The 18,973-nt window shown below is 61.5% G+C and carries 18 protein-coding genes and 2 tRNA genes; 14 read left to right on the forward strand and 6 right to left on the reverse strand.

The genetic code is table 11. The annotated features are described in order from the left end of the window. Nucleotides 1–184: 184 nt before the first annotated feature. Nucleotides 185–1,843 (reverse strand): OFA family MFS transporter, encoded by a 1,659-nt coding sequence (locus J3B00_RS00820; protein ID WP_209862199.1) that lies wholly within the window; start codon nucleotides 1,841–1,843, stop codon nucleotides 185–187. A 345-nt stretch (nucleotides 1,844–2,188) separates the two neighbouring features. Here J3B00_RS00820 and J3B00_RS00825 point away from each other — a divergent pair, with 345 nt between their 5' ends. The 4 genes from J3B00_RS00825 (at nucleotide 2,189) to J3B00_RS00840 (ending at nucleotide 5,935) form a co-directional block, all read left to right on the forward strand. After that, nucleotides 2,189–4,435, forward strand: a complete 2,247-nt coding sequence (locus J3B00_RS00825; RefSeq protein WP_209862202.1) for an AsmA family protein — start codon at nucleotides 2,189–2,191, stop codon at nucleotides 4,433–4,435. Next, nucleotides 4,432–5,499, forward strand: coding sequence for an A/G-specific adenine glycosylase (gene mutY, locus J3B00_RS00830; protein WP_209862206.1), 1,068 nt, complete (start codon nucleotides 4,432–4,434; stop codon nucleotides 5,497–5,499). Before J3B00_RS00825 ends, mutY begins: the two co-directional genes overlap by 4 nt. Beyond that, nucleotides 5,496–5,768 carry an oxidative damage protection protein gene (locus tag J3B00_RS00835; protein ID WP_209862209.1) on the forward strand — a complete coding sequence of 91 codons (273 nt, stop codon included), beginning with the start codon at nucleotides 5,496–5,498 and terminating at the stop codon, nucleotides 5,766–5,768. The genes mutY and J3B00_RS00835 overlap by 4 nt, the downstream gene beginning before the upstream one ends. 91 nt (nucleotides 5,769–5,859) lie before the next feature. Continuing rightward, nucleotides 5,860–5,935: transfer RNA gene (locus J3B00_RS00840), tRNA-Phe, on the forward strand. A 137-nt stretch (nucleotides 5,936–6,072) separates the two neighbouring features. Here J3B00_RS00840 and J3B00_RS00845 read toward each other — a convergent pair. Continuing rightward, nucleotides 6,073–6,375, reverse strand: a complete 303-nt coding sequence (locus J3B00_RS00845; RefSeq protein WP_209862213.1) for an addiction module antidote protein — start codon at nucleotides 6,373–6,375, stop codon at nucleotides 6,073–6,075. 9 nt (nucleotides 6,376–6,384) lie between these two features. Then, nucleotides 6,385–6,675 (reverse strand): type II toxin-antitoxin system RelE/ParE family toxin, encoded by a 291-nt coding sequence (locus tag J3B00_RS00850; RefSeq protein ID WP_209862217.1) that lies wholly within the window; start codon nucleotides 6,673–6,675, stop codon nucleotides 6,385–6,387. Between the two features lie 186 nt (nucleotides 6,676–6,861). On the opposite strand from J3B00_RS00850, the gene ppk2 reads away from it, so the two are divergent. Beyond that, the gene (gene ppk2, locus J3B00_RS00855; RefSeq protein ID WP_245362461.1) at nucleotides 6,862–7,842 is read left to right on the forward strand and encodes a polyphosphate kinase 2; all 981 of its coding nucleotides are present in this window, start codon (nucleotides 6,862–6,864) and stop codon (nucleotides 7,840–7,842) included. Nucleotides 7,843–7,846: 4 nt separating this feature from the next. Here ppk2 and J3B00_RS00860 read toward each other — a convergent pair whose 3' ends face one another. Next, nucleotides 7,847–8,383, reverse strand: coding sequence for a hypothetical protein (locus J3B00_RS00860; RefSeq protein WP_209862220.1), 537 nt, complete (start codon nucleotides 8,381–8,383; stop codon nucleotides 7,847–7,849). A gap of 126 nt (nucleotides 8,384–8,509) precedes the next feature. Here J3B00_RS00860 and J3B00_RS00865 point away from each other — a divergent pair, with 126 nt between their 5' ends. Beyond that, nucleotides 8,510–8,947, forward strand: coding sequence for a hypothetical protein (locus J3B00_RS00865; protein ID WP_209862223.1), 438 nt, complete (start codon nucleotides 8,510–8,512; stop codon nucleotides 8,945–8,947). A 232-nt stretch (nucleotides 8,948–9,179) separates the two neighbouring features. Here J3B00_RS00865 and gabP read toward each other — a convergent pair whose 3' ends face one another. Then, nucleotides 9,180–10,574: a GABA permease gene (gene gabP / locus J3B00_RS00870; protein ID WP_209862226.1), complete on the reverse strand. Its 1,395-nt coding sequence runs from the start codon at nucleotides 10,572–10,574 to the stop codon at nucleotides 9,180–9,182. Nucleotides 10,575–11,234: 660 nt separating this feature from the next. On the opposite strand from gabP, the gene J3B00_RS00875 reads away from it, so the two are divergent. The 7 genes from J3B00_RS00875 to J3B00_RS00900 all read left to right on the forward strand — a co-directional run bounded on the left by J3B00_RS00875 (nucleotide 11,235) and on the right by J3B00_RS00900 (nucleotide 16,243). Then, on the forward strand, nucleotides 11,235–12,008 hold the full coding sequence (locus J3B00_RS00875; protein WP_209862230.1) for an ABC transporter ATP-binding protein: 774 nt from the start codon (nucleotides 11,235–11,237) through the stop codon (nucleotides 12,006–12,008). A gap of 11 nt (nucleotides 12,009–12,019) precedes the next feature. Next, nucleotides 12,020–12,775, forward strand: a complete 756-nt coding sequence (locus J3B00_RS00880; protein WP_209862234.1) for an ABC transporter substrate-binding protein — start codon at nucleotides 12,020–12,022, stop codon at nucleotides 12,773–12,775. 56 nt (nucleotides 12,776–12,831) lie between these two features. Then, complete coding sequence (locus tag J3B00_RS00885) at nucleotides 12,832–13,524, forward strand: ABC transporter permease (RefSeq protein WP_209862238.1); 693 nt, start codon at nucleotides 12,832–12,834, stop codon at nucleotides 13,522–13,524. Then, the gene (locus J3B00_RS00890) at nucleotides 13,524–14,213 is read left to right on the forward strand and encodes an ABC transporter permease (RefSeq protein WP_209862240.1); all 690 of its coding nucleotides are present in this window, start codon (nucleotides 13,524–13,526) and stop codon (nucleotides 14,211–14,213) included. The genes J3B00_RS00885 and J3B00_RS00890 overlap by 1 nt, the downstream gene beginning before the upstream one ends. A 103-nt stretch (nucleotides 14,214–14,316) precedes the next feature. Next, complete coding sequence (locus J3B00_RS00895) at nucleotides 14,317–15,525, forward strand: methyltransferase (protein WP_209862243.1); 1,209 nt, start codon at nucleotides 14,317–14,319, stop codon at nucleotides 15,523–15,525. 295 nt (nucleotides 15,526–15,820) lie between these two features. After that, nucleotides 15,821–16,069 carry a hypothetical protein gene (locus tag J3B00_RS26485; protein ID WP_348635928.1) on the forward strand — a complete coding sequence of 83 codons (249 nt, stop codon included), beginning with the start codon at nucleotides 15,821–15,823 and terminating at the stop codon, nucleotides 16,067–16,069. A gap of 98 nt (nucleotides 16,070–16,167) precedes the next feature. Next, nucleotides 16,168–16,243: transfer RNA gene (locus tag J3B00_RS00900), tRNA-Thr, on the forward strand. Between the two features lie 305 nt (nucleotides 16,244–16,548). On the opposite strand, the gene J3B00_RS00905 is transcribed toward J3B00_RS00900, so the two are convergent. Then, complete coding sequence (locus tag J3B00_RS00905; RefSeq protein ID WP_209862246.1) at nucleotides 16,549–16,752, reverse strand: hypothetical protein; 204 nt, start codon at nucleotides 16,750–16,752, stop codon at nucleotides 16,549–16,551. 1,074 nt (nucleotides 16,753–17,826) lie between these two features. Here J3B00_RS00905 and J3B00_RS00910 point away from each other — a divergent pair. Then, a complete protein-coding gene (locus tag J3B00_RS00910) occupies nucleotides 17,827–18,885 on the forward strand; it encodes a hypothetical protein (RefSeq protein ID WP_209862249.1) in 1,059 nt (352 codons plus the stop codon). Nucleotides 18,886–18,973: the final 88 nt, after the last annotated feature.

Raw genomic sequence — 18,973 nt, forward strand, 5'->3', positions numbered from 1 at the left:
GAAACGCGGATGACATATGGCAGTGCGAAAGCGTACCCATGCATGACGTAAGGGCAGCGCAACCCCTGTAGGAGCGGGCTTGCCCCGCGAACACCGGCGAGGCCGGTGCCAGGCACCACTGTGCCCGGGCCGGCCTCTTCGCGGGGCAGGCCCGCGCCTACAGGATCCGCTGGGTCCCGCTCTATCAGTGGAACAGCACAGCCGTCTTCTGCAAGGTAATCCACACGCCCCACGCCAGCGGAATCACCACCACCGCCCAGGCCACCAGCACCAGCGGCAGGCTCCCCGGCGCGGCATGCCACTCCAGCGCCCGCGCACTGTCGGCACCCTTGTCATGGCTCAGCGCCCGCTCGGCGGCCAGCTCGGCATCGGTCATGAAGTACTTGTCGGCCACCGGCCGCACCAGTGCGTTGCAGATAAAGCCCAGCACCAACAAGCCAGCGAGGATGTACAGGGTCATGTCGTATGCCGCCGCGCGCTCGACGCCCGCCGCCAGTTGCGACTCGCGCAGATAGGTGATCAGCACCGGCCCGAGCACGCCCGCTGCCGCCCAAGCGGTCAACAGCCGGCCATGGATCGCGCCGACCATCTGCGTGCCGAACAGGTCGGCCAGGTAAGCCGGCACCGTGGCAAAACCACCGCCGTACATCGACAGAATGATGCAGAACGCCGCCACGAACAGCGCCACGTTGCCCAGGTGGCCCATGTTCGGCACCAGGCTGTAGAGGCCCACGCCCAATGCGAAGAAGGCGAAGTAGGTGTTCTTGCGGCCAATATAGTCGGAGAACGACGCCCAGAAGAATCGCCCGCCGATGTTGAACAGGCTGAGCAGGCCGGTAAAGCCAGCTGCAATCGCGGCGATTTGCGCCAGTTGTGCGCTGTTGAGCTCACTGAAGGTCAGCTCGTTGCCCAGCAGCTTGCCGGCGAACACTTCCTGCAGCAGTGGCGAGGCCATGCCGAGAATACCGATACCGGCCGATACGTTCAGGCACAGCACCAGCCAGACCAGGGCGAACTGCGGGGTTTTCCAGGCGACGCTGACGTGCACGTGACGGTCGGTGACCATCGCGTTGGCTTTTTTCGCCGGCGGCGTCCAGCCCTCAGGCTTCCAGCCGGTCGGCGGCACGCGGTAGGCCAGGGCGCCTGCAGTCATGAACACGAAGTAGATGACCGCCATGGCAACGAAGCTCTGCCACACACCGACTTCCTGGGCGCTGCCGAAGTGGCCCATCAGCGCCGTTGCCAGCGGTGCGCCGACCATTGCTCCGCCGCCGAAGCCCATGATCGCCATGCCGGTGGCCATGCCGCGCTTGTCCGGGAACCACTTGATCAAGGTCGACACCGGCGAGATATAGCCCAAGCCCAGACCGATACCACCGATCACCCCAGAGCCCAGCCACATCAGCCACAACTGGTGGGTTTTGACCCCGATCGCCGAAATCAGCAGGCCACCGCACCAGCACAGCGCCGACACCAGGCCAGCCTTGCGCGGGCCGGCGTGCTCGAGCCAGCCGCCCAATACGGCTGCCGAGCAACCGAGGAAGACGAAGAACAGCGTATAGATCCAGCTCAACATCGAGATCGGCCAGTCGCATTCGGCGCTGAACAGCCGGGCGACGAAGCCCATGTCTGCCGCGCAGACAACCGGTGCACTGACGCCAAGCGCCTGCGACAGCGGCAGCCAGAACACCGAGAAACCGTAGGCCATGCCGATGCACAGGTGAATGGCCAGGGCTGCCGGCGGTACCAGCCAGCGGTTGAAGCCCGGGCGGGCGATGATGCGCTCCTTCGACAGGAAGCCTGGCGCGCGGGCCGCTTCTCCTGCCGTGATACTGCTGCTCATGGTGTTTCCTCTTGTAATCTGTTCGGCCATTTTGGGGCAAACCGCGACAATACGTCGCGTAATGCTCCGAAAGCGGCGCAAGATTAGCAGCTGAAACGCTCAATGAAAGCAATCTGATATCGTTATTTTTCGGGCTGCCGAGTACGTTTAATGAACTGTCCCAGACATGGCGGTCGAAATTCGGATAAGGACAATCCTGCAGGAGCGGGTTTGACCCGGAACACCGGCCCAGCCGGTGCCATTCAGCGCTGTGCCAGCTGGCCGGGCAATTTCCAACAGCACCTACGTGCGGCGCTATACTCTGCCGCTTGAATTTTCAACATTTCGGACTACAAGGACTCGCCCATGAAAGCGTTCGGCAAAATCCTGGGGCTGGGGCTTCTCGGGTTGCTGCTGATCATCGTGGCACTGGGCTTTGCCCTGACCCACCTCTTCGATCCCAACGACTATAAAGACGAGATTCGCCAACTGGCGCGCGACAAGGCCCACGTCGAGCTGACCCTCAATGGCGATATCGGCTGGAGCCTGTTCCCCTGGCTAGGCCTGGAGCTGCATGAAGCCAGCGTCGCGACCCTGAACAAGCCCACCGAGCCGTTCGCCGATCTGCAGATGCTTGGTCTGTCGGTGCGGGTCCTGCCGTTGCTGCGCCGCGAGGTGCAGATGAGCGATGTGCGCGTCGAGGGGCTGAACCTGAGCCTGGTCCGTGATGAAAACGGCCACGGCAACTGGCAGGACATCGGCAAGCCGCTGCCCGCACCGGCCTCCGGCACAGCCGATACGCCAGCGCCAACGCCGGCCGGTGAGCCTGCAGTGCAGGACAGCGCCAGCGAGCGTGCCGTCAAACTGGACATCGACAGCCTGACCGTGAATAACGCCCGGGTGCAGTACACCGATGCCAAGACCGGCCAGAGCTACAGCGCCGAAAGCATCCAGTTGAGCACCGGCCCGGTCCACGAGGGGGCAAACATCCCGCTCAAGGCCAGCGCCTTCCTCAGTGCCGCACAGCCGAACATGAAGGCCCGTACCGAACTGAGTGGCGAGCTGCGCTTTGATCGCAAGCTCAAGCGCTACAACCTTGAAGACCTGCGTCTGTCCGGCGAAACCTCGGGTGAGCCACTGGCGGGCAAGACCCTCACCTTCAATGCCCAAGGCCAATTACTGGTCGACCTGGGCGCCAACGTCGCCTCGTGGAGCGGTCTGAAGATTTCCGCCAACCAGCTGCGCGCCCTCGGCGACCTGAATGTGCGCGAACTGGACAAGACGCCACTGGTCAGCGGCGGGCTGTCGATCGCCCAGTTCGACCTGCGCACCTTCCTCGACGGCATCGGTCATCCGCTGCCCGCCACCGCCGACCCGGCTGCCTTTGCCAAGCTGGAACTGGTCAGCCGCATTGCCGCCAGCCCGAACAGCCTGGCTCTGGAAGATCTTGCGGTGAAGCTCGACGACAGCAGCTTCAGCGGTCGCGTGGCCGTCGAAGACTTCGCCAAACAGGCGCTGCGCGTGCAGCTCAAGGGCGACAAGTTCGACGCCGACCGCTACTTCCCGGCCAAAAGTGAGCAGGCCAAGGGCGCCACCGCCGCGCGCCAGGCCGAGGTCAAGCAACAGGAAGCCAGCGCCGTCGCCGGGGCTGGCAGCTCGCCGCTGCCCAACGCCCCGACCCAAGGCGCCTGGAGCACCGACAAGCTGCTGCCGGTCGATCGCCTGCGCGCCCTCGACCTGCAAGCCGATGTCAGCTTCGGCGCCCTCACCCTGGACAAACTGCCGATCACCGACGCTCAGCTCAAGGCCAATGGTCAAGGCGGCCTGGTGACCCTGCAAAGCTTGCGCGGCGGCCTCTACAACGGCAGCTTCGAGGCCAAGGGCACGGTCGACGTGCGCCCTGCGGTGCCGCAGCTTGGGGTCAACACCAAGATCAGCCGCGTGCCGGTCGAGCACTTCATCAAGTCCGACAACCCTGAGCAGTCGCCTCCGGTCAAAGGCCTGCTGACCCTGACCAGCGACTTGACCGCCACTGGCAACAGCCAAAAGGCGCTGATCGATACCCTCAACGGCAATGCCAATTTCACCATCAACGACGGTGTGTTGGTCAATGCCAACCTTGAACAGCAACTGTGCCAGGCCATCGCCACCCTCAACCGCAAACAACTGAGCGGTGACCCACGCGGCAAGGACACGCCGTTCGAGGAGTTGCGCGGCAGCCTGGTGATACGCAATGGCGTTGCCAGCAACCCGGACCTCAAGGCGCGGATTCCCGGCCTGACCGTCAACGGCCAGGGCGATCTCGACCTGCGTGTGCTGGGCATGGACTACCGGGTTGGCGTCGTCGTCGAAGGCGACCAGCGGGCCATGCCCGACCCGGCCTGCCAGGTCAACGAGCGCTATGTCGGTGTCGAATTGCCGCTGCGCTGCCGTGGCCCGCTGGAGCTGGGCGCCAAGGCCTGCCGCCTGGACCAGGACGGCCTGGGCAAGGTGGCCGCCAAGCTGGCCGGCAACCGCCTGAAAGACAAGATCGATGAAAAGCTCGATGAGAAACTTGGAGACAAAGTGAGCCCTGAATTGAAAGACGCACTCAAGGGGCTGTTCAAGCGATGAGCCCCCAGCAGTTCTCCAGCGCTGTCCTGGATTGGTACGACCAGCACGGCCGGCATGATCTGCCGTGGCAGCAGGGCATCAACCCCTACCGGGTGTGGGTGTCGGAAATCATGCTGCAGCAGACCCAGGTCAGCACCGTGCTGAACTATTTCGACCGCTTCATGCAGGCCCTGCCCACCGTGCAGGCCCTGGCTGAAGCGCCGGAAGACGAAGTGCTGCACCTGTGGACCGGGCTGGGCTATTACACCCGCGCACGCAACCTGCAGAAGGCCGCGCAGATCGTCGTCAACCAGCACGGCGGCGAGTTTCCGCGCAGCGTCGAGCAACTCACCGAGCTGCCCGGCATCGGCCGCTCGACCGCAGGCGCGATCGCCAGCATCAGCATGGGCATCCGCGCGCCGATCCTCGACGGCAACGTCAAGCGCGTGCTGGCGCGTTTCACCGCCCAGGGCGGTTACCCGGGCGAGCCGAAGGTGGCCAACGCCTTGTGGGCCACTGCCGAGCGCTACACGCCACACACCCGCGCCAACCACTACACGCAAGCGGTGATGGACCTCGGCGCGACACTGTGCACCCGCAGCAAGCCCAGCTGCCTGATCTGCCCGCTGCAGCGCGGCTGCGAGGCGCACATGCTCGGCGAGCCGACCCGCTACCCCGAGCCGAAGCCGCGCAAGGCCCTGCCCCAGCGGCGCACGCTGATGCCGATGCTGGCCAACCACGACGGCGCCATCCTGCTCTACCGACGCCCATCCAGCGGCCTCTGGGGCGGCCTGTGGAGCTTGCCTGAGCTGGACACCCTCGAGCAGCTCGACGACCTCGTCTACCAGCACGGTCTGCGCCAGACCGCCAGCCAGGCTCTGGACGGTCTGACCCACACCTTCAGCCACTTCCAGCTGGCCATCGAGCCGTGGCTGGTGCGCGTCGACCCGCTCGGCACGCACGTGGCCGAGCCTGACTGGCTCTGGTATAACCTCGCCACCCCGCCGCGCCTGGGCCTCGCCGCCCCGGTGAAGAAGCTGCTCAAACGTGCGGCTGACGAATTGATTGCAGGAGAGTCCCGATGACCCGCACTGTTATGTGCCGCAAGTACCACGAAGAACTGCCAGGCCTCGACCGCCCGCCGTACCCGGGCGCCAAGGGCCAGGACATCTTCGAACACATCTCGCAGAAGGCCTGGAGCGACTGGCAGAAACACCAGACCCTGCTGATCAACGAGAAGCGTCTGAACATGATGAACGCCGAGGACCGTAAATTCCTCCAGCTGGAGATGGACAAGTACTTCTCCGGCGAGGACTACGCCAAGGCCGAAGGCTACGTTCCACCTTCGGAATGACCCGGTAAAATCGTAAGCGACGGAATTAATTTAATAAATTTTCAAAAAGTCGTTGACGCTAGGTCTGAAAAGCTATTTAATTCGCCCCGTCGCCCAGATAGCTCAGTCGGTAGAGCAGAGGATTGAAAATCCTCGTGTCGGCGGTTCGACTCCGTCTCTGGGCACCACCTTCAGCTTCTGGTGGTTGCAAAGTTACCCGAAGCGACACAAGAAACCCGCCTAGTGCGGGTTTTTTGTTGTCTGAGATTTTTGCCCTGGAACCAGCGGCCCCAGGCCTCGCCGTCATATCCACACCTGCCCCCGCCTACCCCGCAACGCGAGGCAGCACTTCGGCATGCAGCTTCACACCAAGCGCCGCCATGACCTTCATGATCGTCGCCAGGCTGGGATTACCCTCAGCTGACAACGCCTTGTACAACCCTTCGCGGGTCAGACCCGTATCGCGCGCCAGCTGACTCATCCCACGCGCACGGGCCACATCGCCCAAGGCAGCTGCAAGCAACGCTGGATCGTTTTCTTCAAGGCAGGCCTCAAGGTACAAAGCCACGTCCTGGTCTGTTTTCAAATGGTCTGCAGCATCCCATCTGGTCAATTTGATAGTGCTCATGGCGGCCTCCTAAAGATCGCGTGCCAGCTTCAGTGCAGATCTGATATCCCTCGCCTGGCTAGCCTTGTCGCCGCCGGCCAGAAGGATGATCACTTCGCTGCCTCGCTGGATGAAGTACACCCGATAGCCTGGGCCGTAGTCGATCCGCAGCTCGGAGACGCCTTCACCTACCGGCTTACTGTCGCCGATCATCCCCAGCTCCACTCGACGTAGCCGCACGTTGATCCGAGCTTGGGCACGAGCATCTCGCAGCGCAGCAAACCACCTTCTGTACGCGTCAGTCTGAATTAATGTGTGCATGAAAAAAATGTAAACTACAGTTCACACTACATCAATTTGAGTCTGTTTCAATCTGTTTATGCCGCCCGGCCTGCTCATGAAACGCTCTCGGTTGCGCCATCCGCACATTGACCGACATCAAACAGCCATCACCCCCTCTCCCTTAAAATTCCAGGTGGACACTCGAATCGACCCGCAAGGACTTCCATGAGCGACGAATCCACCCCGCTTCTGCCACCCTCCCCGCCTGCCCGTACGCGCCGCCCCCGCCAGCGCAAACCCGCCGCCAAGCCCACGCCCGACGCCAGCATCCTCACCGTCAGCCAGCAACCGGCAGCGCTGCAAGTGGCTACCGCTCGCAAGGGCAGCAACGAGGACAGCACCAGCGCCCGCCTGCCCGCCAGCTACCCCTACAGCAGCCGCCTGCGGCGCAGTGAGTACGAGAAGACCAAGCACGCCCTGCAGATCGAGCTGCTCAAGGTGCAGAGCTGGGTAAGAGAAACCGGCCAGCGCGTGGTAGTGCTGTTCGAGGGTCGTGACGCAGCGGGCAAGGGCGGCACCATCAAGCGCTTCATGGAGCACCTGAATCCGCGCGGCGCACGCATCGTGGCGCTGGAGAAGCCTTCCGAGCAGGAGAAGGGTCAGTGGTACTTCCAGCGCTATGTCCAGCACCTGCCGACGGCGGGTGAAATGGTCTTCTTCGACCGCTCCTGGTACAACCGCGCCGGCGTCGAGCGGGTGATGGAGTTCTGCACGCCGGTGCAGTACCTGGAATTCATGCGCCAGGCGCCGGAGCTGGAGCGGATGCTCTGCAACAGCGGCATCCTGCTGTTCAAGTACTGGTTCTCGGTCAACCGCGAAGAGCAGCTGCGCCGCTTCATCTCCCGCCGGGACGATCCGCTCAAGCACTGGAAGCTGTCGCCGATCGATATCAAGTCACTGGACAAGTGGGATGACTACACCGCAGCCAAGGAAGCGATGTTCTTCCACACCGATACCGCCGATGCGCCGTGGACGGTGATCAAGTCGGACGACAAGAAACGCGCACGGATCAACTGCATCCGGCACTTCCTGCATTCGCTGGATTACCCCGGCAAGGATCCCAACGTTGCCTATGCGCCGGACGCACAACTGGTGGGGCGCGCCTCACGCGGCTTCGAGGAGGACGAGCTGGCGCCGCAAGCCTGAAGGCTTAGAAGTTGGCAATGGCACTGCAATAGTCAGCCTTGCGCTTGGGCACTTCCTGAGTTTCCCCCAAGCGTTTGAGCGACCCATCGCAGGCACTGTAGCCATGCACGACGAACTCATAGTCAGCGCCCTTTTCCGGCACGAACGAGAACATCCCCAGGCAGTTCTGCACCGTGTCATACCCGACCGACCGGCCGCCATCGAGAAAGTGCAAGGTAAAGGGCTTACCCGCCGGGACCAGCACCTCGCTGACGGCATCATTCGCCTGCACCGCCGCGCTGGCAGGCATGCCCAGGTTCTCGCCGTTACGGTCGGCGAAGCCTTTGGTGGGCACCACGATCACCCCCGCGCCAGGGCTGTACCAGTCCACGCAGTCCTTTTCCGGCACAGCACGCACCATGCCATTGGCGATAACCCGCAGCCTTGCGGTATCGCCCGCAACCGGCGAGCCGTAGGGGGTGTTGAACGATTTGACCGCAGCAATGTTGCCGCAGCCGGAGAGCGCCACAGCCAGCAGGCCAAGCGAGATCGCTGTTTTCATCCCTGAAACCTCATCAATAGATACCGGATATCCGCAAGCCTGCCTGAGACCATTGCTTGCTGCTTGGGTTTCCTCGGCAAGTACGATTCAATACGCACATTTTCGCCCCCAAGGATTTCCAGCCCCATGGCCACCAATACCAAGCAACAGAAACGCGCCAAACGCGCCGCCATCAAGGCCAAGCAAAACCGCATGGTGCGCAGCGGCCAGGCGGTCAAGGCCAGCGCCGGCGACAGCGCCAGCGTCGAGCAGATCTTCAACAAGGCGATGGAGTCGGACAGCTACAAAGACATGTTCGAGAAGATGAAAGCGGCGCAGGAAACCAGCCTGGTCTCGATGATCTCGGTATTCCTGGTCGACCCGCTGCTGACCCTGGTACTCAAGGGCCACAAGGAAGAGCACGCCACCGACTACATCGTGCTGGTGTTCACCGCCTACCGCACCTGGCTCGACGGCGCCGACGAAGAGACCACCATGGCCTGGCTGGAGAGCGACGAGTTCCAGGACGCCTACATCGCGGCCTCGGAAGTGGTGGCCAAGCAACAGCAGAAGCAGTTCGGCTGAAGTCTTAGTGGCTTCTTCGTGGGCTTGTCCTAATGGTGTTCGCTCAAGAATGCAGGGGCTGCTGCGCAGCCCTTTCGCGACACAAGGCCGCTCCCACAGATGTCTTGCGCATGGCCTGAGAGCGGCGCGATCCCTGTAGGAGCGGGCTTGTCCCGCGAAGAGGCCGGTACAGACCAACAAAAAGGCCACGCCCCTCACAGGGCGTGGCCTTTTTCATTGCAAGCAGCGCGAATCAGCTATCCAGCGCTACCCGCCCTGCCGCTTCTTCAGCCTTGCGCTTGCGATGCACCAGCAAGCCCGCCGCCACCACACCGATGCTCAACAACGCCGTAGCGATGATTTCGACACGGTGATCCGGACGAATCGCCATCACCACCAGCACCGCGACAATGAAAGCGATAGTCACCCAGGTCAGCCCTGGGAACAGCCACATCTTGAAGTCGATCTGCTCGCCACGCGCTTCACGCTGGCTGCGCATGCGCAATTGCGAAACGGCAATCACCAGGTACACCAGCAGCGCAATGGCACCGGAGCTGGCCAACAGGAACTCGAACACCTGGGCCGGCGCAACGAAGTTGGCGAACACGCAGAGGAAGGCCGCCGCCGTCGACAACATCACCGCCCAGTGCGGGGTACCGGCCTTGGTGGTGCGCTGGGCGACCGCCGGAGCGTCACCGCGCTTGCTCAGCGAGAACAGCATGCGCGAAGAGGTGTACAGCGCCGAGTTCAGGCAACTGGTCACGGCGATCAGCACGACGATATCGACGATCAGCTTGGCGTTAGGCACGCCAATACGGCTCAGCACGGTCTGGTAGGAGCCGGTCTCGGCCAGGGCCGGGTCGTTCCATGGCACCAGGGCCACCACCAGGAAGATCGACACCAGGTAGAACAGGCAGATACGCCAGATCACCGAGTTGGTGGCGCGGCTGATCTGCTTGCCTGGGTCTTTCGACTCGGCCGCAGCAATGGTGACGATCTCGGTACCCATGAACGAGAACATGGTGGTCAGCATGGCCGCCAGCACGGCGCCGAGGCCATTGGGCATGAAGCCCTGGGTATCGAACAGGTGGCTGGCACCGCTGATCTGGCTGCTCGGCACCATGCCGAACATGGCCGCACAACCGACCACGATGAAACCGATGATCGCCAGCACCTTGAGCAGGGCGAACCAGAACTCGAACTCGCCGTAGTTCTTCACGCTGCACAGGTTGGTGGCGGTCAGCGCCAAGGTGATCAGCAAGGAGAATGCCCACAGGTCAACGGCCGGGAACCAGGCATGCAGGATCGCCGCGGCGGCGTTGGCCTCCAGCGGGATCACCAGGACCCAGAACCACCAGTACAGCCAACCGATGGTGAAGCCGGCCCAGCGACCGATCGAACGGTCGGCGTAGGTCGAGAAAGAGCCGGTGTCAGGCGAGGCGATGGCCATCTCGCCGAGCATGCGCATCACCAGTACCACCAGGGTACCGGCGGCGGCATAGGCCAGCAGCACGGCAGGGCCCGCGGCGGCAATGGCATGGCCGGAGCCGACGAACAGGCCGGCGCCAATCACGCCCGCGATCGACAGCATGGTCACATGCCGTTGTTTGAGCCCCTGAGCGAGGTCGTTGGAATTGTTACCGCTCATAAAACTACCTTTGTAAGGAGGTGGACTACACGAATGACTGCCAGCGCGCCTGGGGTAAAAGTCAGCGTCACTGCATTCAGTGGTTTTCCAGATGGCAATAACTGGGCCAAGCGAGAATCACTTTCGTCTGAATTCATTCAGCAACCAGAAACTACGCGGCTTGCAGGGCATTCGGCCAAGCGCTGACCAAAAGCCCCTCAAACCCCCATGCCAAGTCCAGATTACAGAAATACCCACTTACAAACGCACCAAAGGTGCTCCTCGGTAACACCTGAGCACATAAACGATGCAGAAAAAGTGCAACCGCCAGGAGCAACCGGTTCGACCGTTGATTTGAGTTGAGCCTTTCGCGGGGCACCTGCTGGTAGAGGGGCGGTGCAGCGCGGATAGACGCGAGTAAGCCTTTGACGGCCAAAATGGCTTTCCACACCCGCCCAAAACTGGCACCATCGCGCCTTTTTTCATCAAGGCTCCGGCGCTGGGCGAAGGCTTTGCGGACATCCTCGCGACGTTGCACTGCAGCGATGCGACAAACTGTCCCGCCAGCGACCCGAGCCCCCCGCGACCCGGTTGGATGTCACTGAGCCGCTATGCTAGCGTGGCGCTCGCCAGGAAGGCCGCCAACAGCTGGGAACGCACCCGAACACATGAGGACCGCACATGGCCCAGGCCACGCCCGCGCTGGAAATCCGCAACCTGCACAAACGCTACGGCACGCAGGAAATTCTCAAGGGCATTTCGCTGACCGCTCGTGACGGTGACGTTATCTCCATCCTGGGGTCGTCCGGCTCCGGCAAGTCCACCCTGCTGCGCTGCATCAACCTGCTGGAGAACCCGCATCAGGGCCAGATCCTCGTCGCCGGTGAAGAGCTCAAGCTCAAGGCCGCGAAAAATGGCGACCTGATCCCCTCCGACAACCGCCAGATCAATCGCCTGCGCAGCGAGATCGGCTTTGTCTTCCAGAATTTCAACCTGTGGCCGCACATGTCGATCCTCGACAACATCATCGAGGCGCCACGCCGCGTGCTCGGCCAGAGCAAGGCCGAGGCGACCGAACACGCCGAAGCCCTGCTGAACAAGGTCGGCATCTACGACAAGCGCCACAGCTATCCTGCCCAGCTTTCCGGTGGCCAGCAGCAGCGCGCTGCGATTGCCCGGACCCTGGCCATGAAGCCCAAGGTCATCCTGTTCGACGAGCCAACTTCAGCGCTCGATCCGGAAATGGTCCAGGAAGTGCTTAACGTTATCCGCGCACTGGCCGACGAAGGCCGTACCATGCTGCTGGTAACCCACGAGATGAACTTTGCCCGCCAGGTGTCCAGCGAAGTGGTCTTCCTGCACCAGGGCCTGGTCGAAGAGCAAGGAACGCCGCAGCAGGTCTTCGAAAACCCGAACTCGGCGCGTTGCAAGCAATTCATGTCCAGCCACCGCTAACGGAGCAATACATGCAGACCTACAAGAAGTTGATCCTGGCCGCTGCCGCCACATTGGTGTTCTCGGCCAATGCCTTGGCTGCAGAAAAACTGCGCATGGGTATCGAAGCGGCCTACCCGCCGTTCAACAACAAGGATGCCAGCGGTAACGTCGTCGGCTTCGACAAAGACATCGGCGACGCCCTGTGCGCCAAGATGAAGACCGACTGCTCGGTGGTCACCTCCGACTGGGACGGCATCATCCCGGCCCTCAACGCCAAGAAGTTCGACTTCCTGGTGTCGTCGCTGTCGATCACCGATGAGCGCAAGCAGGCGGTTGAATTCACCGACCCCTACTACTCCAACAAGCTGCAGTTCATCGCACCGAAAAACGTCGACTTCAAGACCGACAAGGCCTCGCTCAAGGGCAAGGTAATCGGTACCCAGCGCGCCACCCTGTCTGGCACCTGGCTGGAAGACAACTATGGCGATGACATCCAGGTCAAGCTGTACGACACCCAGGAAAACGCCTACCTCGACCTGATCTCTGGCCGCATCGACGGCATCCTGGCCGACAAGTACGTGCAGTACGAGTGGCTCAAGAGCGCCGACGGCCGCAACTTCGAGTTCAAGGGCGAGCCGGTACTGGACAGCGACAAGATCGGCATCGCCGTGCGCAAGGGTGACAACGAACTGCGCGACAAGCTCAACGCTGCCCTGAAAGAAATCAAAGCCGACGGTACGTACAAGAAGATCAACGACAAGTACTTCCCGTTCAGCATCGAATGATTCGCCCCGACCGGCACGCCCTTGCGGCGTGTCGGTCCCTAGAACGCACCTAATCAATGAATATTGACCTGCACGGATTCGGTCCGGCCTTGATGGCCGGCACCCTGATGACCGTAAAACTGGCGCTTTGCGCCTTGCTGCTGGGGCTGGTCCTGGGCCTGCTCGGCGCCCTGGCCAAGACTTCTTCGCTCAAGCCACTGCAGTGGCTTGGCGGCTTCTACTCGACCCTGGTTCGTGGCGTGCCCGAACTGCTGTGGGTTCTGCTGATCTATTTCGGCACCGTCGGGCTGGTCAACAGCATCGGCGAAGCTCTGAATATCCCTGGCCTGGAACTCAGCGCCTTTGCCGCCGGGGTGATTGCCCTGGGCTTGTGCTTCGGCGCATATGCCACCGAAGTGTTCCGCGGGGCGATCCTGGCGATCCCCAAGGGCCACCGCGAAGCGGGCATGGCGCTGGGCATGTCCAAGGGCCGCATCCTGGTGCGGATCATCCTGCCGCAGATGTGGCGCATCGCCCTGCCGGGCCTGGGCAACCTGTTCATGATCCTGATGAAGGACACCGCGCTGGTCTCGGTCATCGGTCTTGAAGAAATCATGCGTCACTCGCAGATCGCCGTGACCGTGAGCAAGGAGCCGTTCACCTTCTACATGGTCGCCGCGTGCATCTACCTGAGCCTGACGGTGGTTGCCATGACCGGCATGTACTTCCTGGAAAAACGCGCCGCTCGCGGCTTCGTGAGGGCTGAATAATGAACTGGGAAGTCATCATCAAATGGCTGCCGCGCCTGGCCCAGGGTGCCACCCTGACGCTTGAGCTGGTAGCCATCGCCGTGGTTGCCGGGTTGATCCTGGCCATCCCGCTGGGCGTCGCCCGGGCCTCGCGGCACTGGTATGTGCGCGCCGTGCCCTACGGCTACATCTTCTTCTTCCGCGGCACGCCGCTGCTGGTCCAGCTGTTTCTCGTGTACTACGGCCTGGCCCAGTTCGATGCGGTGCGCAGCAGTGCCTTGTGGCCGTACCTGCGCGATCCGTTCTGGTGCACCGTGCTGACCATGACCTTGCACACCGCCGCCTACATCGCCGAGATCTTGCGCGGCGCGCTGCAGGCGATTCCCAAGGGCGAGATCGAAGCTGCGCGGGCCCTGGGCATGTCCCGCGGCAAGACCCTGTTCTACATCATGCTGCCGCGCGCCTCGCGCATCGGCCTGCCGGCGTACAGCAACGAAGTGATCCTGATGCTCAAGGCCAGCGCCCTGGCCAGTACCGTCACCCTGCTCGAGCTGACCGGCATGGCGCGGACCATCATCGCCCGCACCTACCTGCCGGTGGAGATCTTCTTTGCCGCCGGGGTGTTCTACCTGGTGATCTCGTTCGTGCTGGTGCAAGGCTTCAAGCTGCTCGAGCGCTGGTTGCGCGTAGACGCCTGCCAAGGGCGCTGACGCAAACCCCTCCTACAGAGTCTCCACCTCCCCTGTAGGAGCGGGCTTGCCCCGCGAAGAGGCCATCACTGCCGCCCACATCGCCAACAGATACCCACCCATCATGCCCCCCACCTACCTCCACAGCGACCAGCTCCTCCAGCGCTTCCGCGCCCTCGACCAGTTCCTGGTCGAGCACCAATCTCTGTGGAAACCCCGCCCCTTCACCTCCTTGCACCTACCCTGGGAAGCCCAACACCCAGCACTGTCACGCTGGCTACGCCAACGCAGCCTGGAAGACGCCGAGTCCGCCCTCGACCCAATCCTGGCCCCAGCACCCTTCGCCCAGCTAGCCAACCATGCCCAGCACCTGACCGAACTCGGCGAACTCCCCGACGCTGGCCTGCCCCCCGCCGGCCACCGTCTCGACGTAAACGTCCCTGGCCGCAAATGGCAACAGATCGAAGCCTTCAGCCGCCGCCTGGCCTTTCGCGAGCAGCCCCGTCACTGGCTCGACTGGTGCGCCGGCAAGGGTCACCTCGGCCGCCGCCTGCTGCAACCCGGCCAGCGGCTGACCTGTCTGGAATACGACGCCGCCCTGGTCGCCGCCGGCCAGGCCCTGAGTGATCACCACCATCTGCCCGCCACGCACCTGCACCAGGACGTGATGGCCGACGACAGCGCCCGCCACCTCGACGGCGCCAAGAGCGTGGTCGCCCTGCATGCCTGCGGCGACCTGCATGTCCGCCTGCTGCAGCTGGCCGCCGCCCAGGGCTGCCAACAAGTGGCCGTTGCCCCTTGCTGCTACAACCGCATCCAGGCTGACCACTACCAGGCCCTCTCGACCCCTGCGCGTGCCTCCACCCTGCAGCTGGACCTCGACGACCTCGGTTTGCCCCTGAGCGAAACCGTGACAGCCGGCGCACGCGTGCGCCGCCAGCGCGACGCCTCAATGGCGCGCCGCCTGGGCTTTGATCTGCTGCAACGCGAGCAGCGTCAAAGCGACAGTTACTTGCCGACGCCCTCGCTGCCGGTGAGCTGGCTGGAAAAGCCCTTTGCCCAGTACTGCCATGACCTGGCTGAACTCAAACAGCTGATCCTGACTGGCAACCCTGACTGGACCGCATTGGAAGCTGCTGGCTGGCAGCGATTGGCCGAGGTGCGCAATCTGGAACGGGTCCGCAACCTGTTCAGGCGCCCGCTGGAGTTGTGGCTGGTGCTTGATCGTGCGCTGTATTTGCAGGAACAGGGTTACATCGTGCGTCTCGGGGTGTTTTGCGAGTATCCACTGACCCCGAGAAACCTTCTGCTTTTGGCCGAACGAAACAGCTGAAAACCTGTGGATAAGTCTGTGCACAAGCTTTTGATGAAAGTCGGCCAATTTTGGATCCAGAGCGCTTCCCAGAGCCTTTTGCTTATTCCCTTAAACCTTCAAGCCCAGCAAAAGCAGGCCTTTGCGCAAAGACCGGCGGTAGCGACGAGCGGTATGCCTTCGCCGCAACGCTGGCATGCCGCTTGTGCATAAGCTTTTCTGGCTATAGTGCGAAAGGCGTATTGGCAGCTGCTTTGGCGCCGCTCCGTTGCGGTACACTCGCGGCAATTACTCCCTGCCAACGGACGTCGACATCGTGCTCCTTCCCAAGCCACTTGCTCTGATTGCCCTTGCCCTGGTTCTGGCTGGCTGTGCCAATGGTGCTCCGTCGCACTCTCCACATGAGATGGACCGCAGTGCCCATGCGCTGCCGTACAGCGATGATCGACCCCTGCAACTGAGGGACGAGACGCCTTGCCGCAAGCGCGGCTGTGATAACCACAAGCTGTTTTTCAACCCGGGCACGCCTGAGCCAAGCGTCAACACCATCCACCGAGGCTGGTAGGAATTTTCTCCTTTTGTGCCGGTGACTTAGGTATTTATGCAATCACTGCAAGGAAGTGGTTTACAGGCGCAATCGGATAGCTATAATGACGACCCTGTGCCGGTATAGCTCAGATGGTAGAGCAACTGACTTGTAATCAGTAGGTCCCGGGTTCGATTCCTGGTGCCGGCACCATATAGATCAACGATTTAGGCTCACCTCACGGTGGGCCTTTTTCGTTTCTGGGGTTTTTATCAAGATTTTTTCCCCGTTCGTTCCCCGTTTCTCAAATCATCCCCCTCAGACGTACTCCGCTGATTGCTGGCATGGCTGGACCGGTCATGCAACCAAGGCGATGGCAGGGGAGTTGTGTATAGCCATTGTTTAAGCGATGCCCAGGGGGCCGTGTATAGCCGGGCCTGACTAACCCGAACGGTGAGGCGCAACAGGCGTTGCGATGACAGCAACCCCTTGCTAGGCAATTGCGGGGAATCCCGTAATTACAGCCCCATCTGCCTGATAATCCGGCGCGGCTCCATACCATCGCGAAGCGCCCTACTTGCGTCCGCGGTCATCTGGTCAAGCGCCTTGCTCTCGAATGCCTCGGCCATGGCGGCGGCCTTCCTGACGATCAGTAGCGCCAGCTCAGGCGGGAAGGTGATCGGTTCCGGGTCGGGTAGGTAGTCGCAGTCGATAACGGACATGGTGCGCTCCTCGTCGTAGCACCCACCGGGCAGTGAGCTGGTCGCTTGATTATCTGATAACTGCCCGGCATCTGGGTAGTTTGCGCTAAGACCATCGGCGACCTTGCCGATCTGCTTTCAGGCCTGTTCACTGAACCGATATCGGTTCACTCAACAGAAAATCCCTATTTCGGTCCGAATCGGACGATTTGGTCTGTCTCGGCTTGTAGTCCGACTTTCGGACTTAAAATCCAGAAGTTGGCGAGCTAAGCCGGAGTTATGGCTTAGCCAAAGCGGTAATTCCCGCTCAGGCCTTTTACGAGATGGTCGCGAAAGGGCATCAGCTGGGATTTCACCGATCTCCACCGTGTTGATTACTACACAGCGTGTCGATCCCTACACGGTGATGTGAGCCGCGATCACATGATGCTTTTCACGCGCTGGAGCGTTCAGAGACCTAATCGTCTCACTGAGACCAAACGGGCTCGCTCAGTGATATCACCAGAATCGGTCGAGACGACTAATTTTGGTAGTTTCGCCTCGGTTGATATCCCGAGGTTTTGGGGCATCTTGATGCGCTCAGATCTGAGCACATCTCCCGGCCTGGCAATGTCCTCAGATTTCAGGGCATCTCCGTCTCGGAGACACCTTTTCCCCGGGCCAGCCCGCTCTTAAGGGGTTTTCCTTCCATATGGAGAGCGCCGATCTTGGCTCGGGAGGGGCGGCTGAGCAAGGGCCTGGTCGGCAGACTGTTTATCGGGGGTGGACAATAATTGCACCCTAGTACTTGCATAACTAGTCACGGAGATATTGATGACCGAAGAGCAGAAACAGCCTCGCTCAGCGCCAAAGGCTCTACAAGGAGCGTCAGCGCGAAGCTGGATTTCGGCTAACCGCAGCAGGAAGGGCGTCAGGCGGCGGTAGACAGCAAGCCACTTAAGCCGCAGGGGAGCAAAGACCCCATCAGTTGGGCGATCGGGTGGCTGAACGAGAAGGGCAAGCAGTAAAGGGTGGGATTTCCCCACATTTGAAGGCGCCAGGCCGGTGCTACCAACACCGACCTGGCTATCACGACGACACTTTGAGGCAGACGTCATGAAACTTGCACAACGTAACAGTGACCGGCAGCAAGACCAACTGCAAGTAGATGCGGCGAACGACCACATGGAGGGAGGCAACGTGACCCAATTCAAGCACAAGCAGCCTGGCAAGCTTTCGGATGAGCGCTCAGCTAAGCCGGCAGTTCAACGCACAAAGCGAGCGCGCAAGACGGCAGCTTTTAAGGTTGCATCCATGACTAGGGATGACCTGAGTTTTACTGCACGCATTCCGAGGAAGGATTTTCCAGATTTGCCGATGCTCGAAAACTGGGCGCCCCTCATAGTCCCTAGACAAATCAATCAGTGGGATATCGGCGTTGAGCTTGGCCGCAAGATGGTGGATGAAATTGAAAAACTAGCGGCCTTGAACGAGGAGGAAGCGTACAACGCAATCGGGTTCGCGTTCTCGAGTCACAACTGGCAGCCAAGTCGTGGCACTGAAATGGGATTCTCCGAAGGCATTGCGAAACTTGCAATGGTGGGCCTGAGACATCTTGCGGATGGTGGCAAGCCATACGACCCCGCTAACCCTAAGACAGCTCAAACTGAACCGCCCTCAAGCTCATTGGTGAAGAAACAGTGCGCTAAGCGCCCCCTCAGAGCAAAGCGCAGAGGATTGCGGGCTCATTCGGGCAAGTCAGGGCCTTGGGCGCGCCTGCCGTTCGTTGGCAAGGATCATGGCAAGCTTGAGACCAACTGGGATGTCCCGATGACTGGGACTTTCCTCGGCGGCGTCGAGGCGGGCAAGTCGATCGCTCACATTTACCTGAAGTACCTCAGAGATGAGCGTGGCAATCAGTTCTCGCTTAGCTCGTCACTGCTGGGTTCGATGCTCTATTCAATGGCATTGAAGCAGCCGGCGTCGAAGGAGGAGCAGGCCGCGCTCAATGGTCAGCGCGCTGGCTTCCTGGGCGAGCTGTCGCGCTGGCTTGAACAGGCTGCAGTGCGGCTTGGGCCCGACCTCGATCGGCTGTCTGAGCTGCAGCTCATAGACAACACGAACGCATGGCTTGACCCGAACGCCTACTCTCAGGAGTTCAGGGACCTGGGCTGATATTCCAGCTGAGCAAATTGAGGTCTATGTGGGCACTACCCTGATCGGGGGTGGTGCCCTTTTCGTTGCCTTATGATCCTGAATTGCT

Origin of the sequence: Pseudomonas sp. BP8 (assembly GCF_017875955.1) — a bacterium.
Classification (GTDB): Bacteria; Pseudomonadota; Gammaproteobacteria; order Pseudomonadales; family Pseudomonadaceae; genus Aquipseudomonas.

What these genes read in the sequence shown, in the direction of transcription:
- J3B00_RS00820 (WP_209862199.1), bottom strand. Translation starts at nt 1,843, where the DNA reads ATGAGCAGCAGTATCACGGCAGGAGAAGCGGCCCGCGCGCCAGGCTTC.
- J3B00_RS00825 (WP_209862202.1), top strand. Translation starts at nt 2,189, where the DNA reads ATGAAAGCGTTCGGCAAAATCCTGGGGCTGGGGCTTCTCGGGTTGCTG.
- mutY (WP_209862206.1), top strand. Translation starts at nt 4,432, where the DNA reads ATGAGCCCCCAGCAGTTCTCCAGCGCTGTCCTGGATTGGTACGACCAG.
- J3B00_RS00835 (WP_209862209.1), top strand. Translation starts at nt 5,496, where the DNA reads ATGACCCGCACTGTTATGTGCCGCAAGTACCACGAAGAACTGCCAGGC.
- J3B00_RS00845 (WP_209862213.1), bottom strand. Translation starts at nt 6,375, where the DNA reads ATGAGCACTATCAAATTGACCAGATGGGATGCTGCAGACCATTTGAAA.
- J3B00_RS00850 (WP_209862217.1), bottom strand. Translation starts at nt 6,675, where the DNA reads ATGCACACATTAATTCAGACTGACGCGTACAGAAGGTGGTTTGCTGCG.
- ppk2 (WP_245362461.1), top strand. Translation starts at nt 6,862, where the DNA reads ATGAGCGACGAATCCACCCCGCTTCTGCCACCCTCCCCGCCTGCCCGT.
- J3B00_RS00860 (WP_209862220.1), bottom strand. Translation starts at nt 8,383, where the DNA reads ATGAAAACAGCGATCTCGCTTGGCCTGCTGGCTGTGGCGCTCTCCGGC.
- J3B00_RS00865 (WP_209862223.1), top strand. Translation starts at nt 8,510, where the DNA reads ATGGCCACCAATACCAAGCAACAGAAACGCGCCAAACGCGCCGCCATC.
- gabP (WP_209862226.1), bottom strand. Translation starts at nt 10,574, where the DNA reads ATGAGCGGTAACAATTCCAACGACCTCGCTCAGGGGCTCAAACAACGG.
- J3B00_RS00875 (WP_209862230.1), top strand. Translation starts at nt 11,235, where the DNA reads ATGGCCCAGGCCACGCCCGCGCTGGAAATCCGCAACCTGCACAAACGC.
- J3B00_RS00880 (WP_209862234.1), top strand. Translation starts at nt 12,020, where the DNA reads ATGCAGACCTACAAGAAGTTGATCCTGGCCGCTGCCGCCACATTGGTG.
- J3B00_RS00885 (WP_209862238.1), top strand. Translation starts at nt 12,832, where the DNA reads ATGAATATTGACCTGCACGGATTCGGTCCGGCCTTGATGGCCGGCACC.
- J3B00_RS00890 (WP_209862240.1), top strand. Translation starts at nt 13,524, where the DNA reads ATGAACTGGGAAGTCATCATCAAATGGCTGCCGCGCCTGGCCCAGGGT.
- J3B00_RS00895 (WP_209862243.1), top strand. Translation starts at nt 14,317, where the DNA reads ATGCCCCCCACCTACCTCCACAGCGACCAGCTCCTCCAGCGCTTCCGC.
- J3B00_RS00905 (WP_209862246.1), bottom strand. Translation starts at nt 16,752, where the DNA reads ATGTCCGTTATCGACTGCGACTACCTACCCGACCCGGAACCGATCACC.
- J3B00_RS00910 (WP_209862249.1), top strand. Translation starts at nt 17,827, where the DNA reads ATGAAACTTGCACAACGTAACAGTGACCGGCAGCAAGACCAACTGCAA.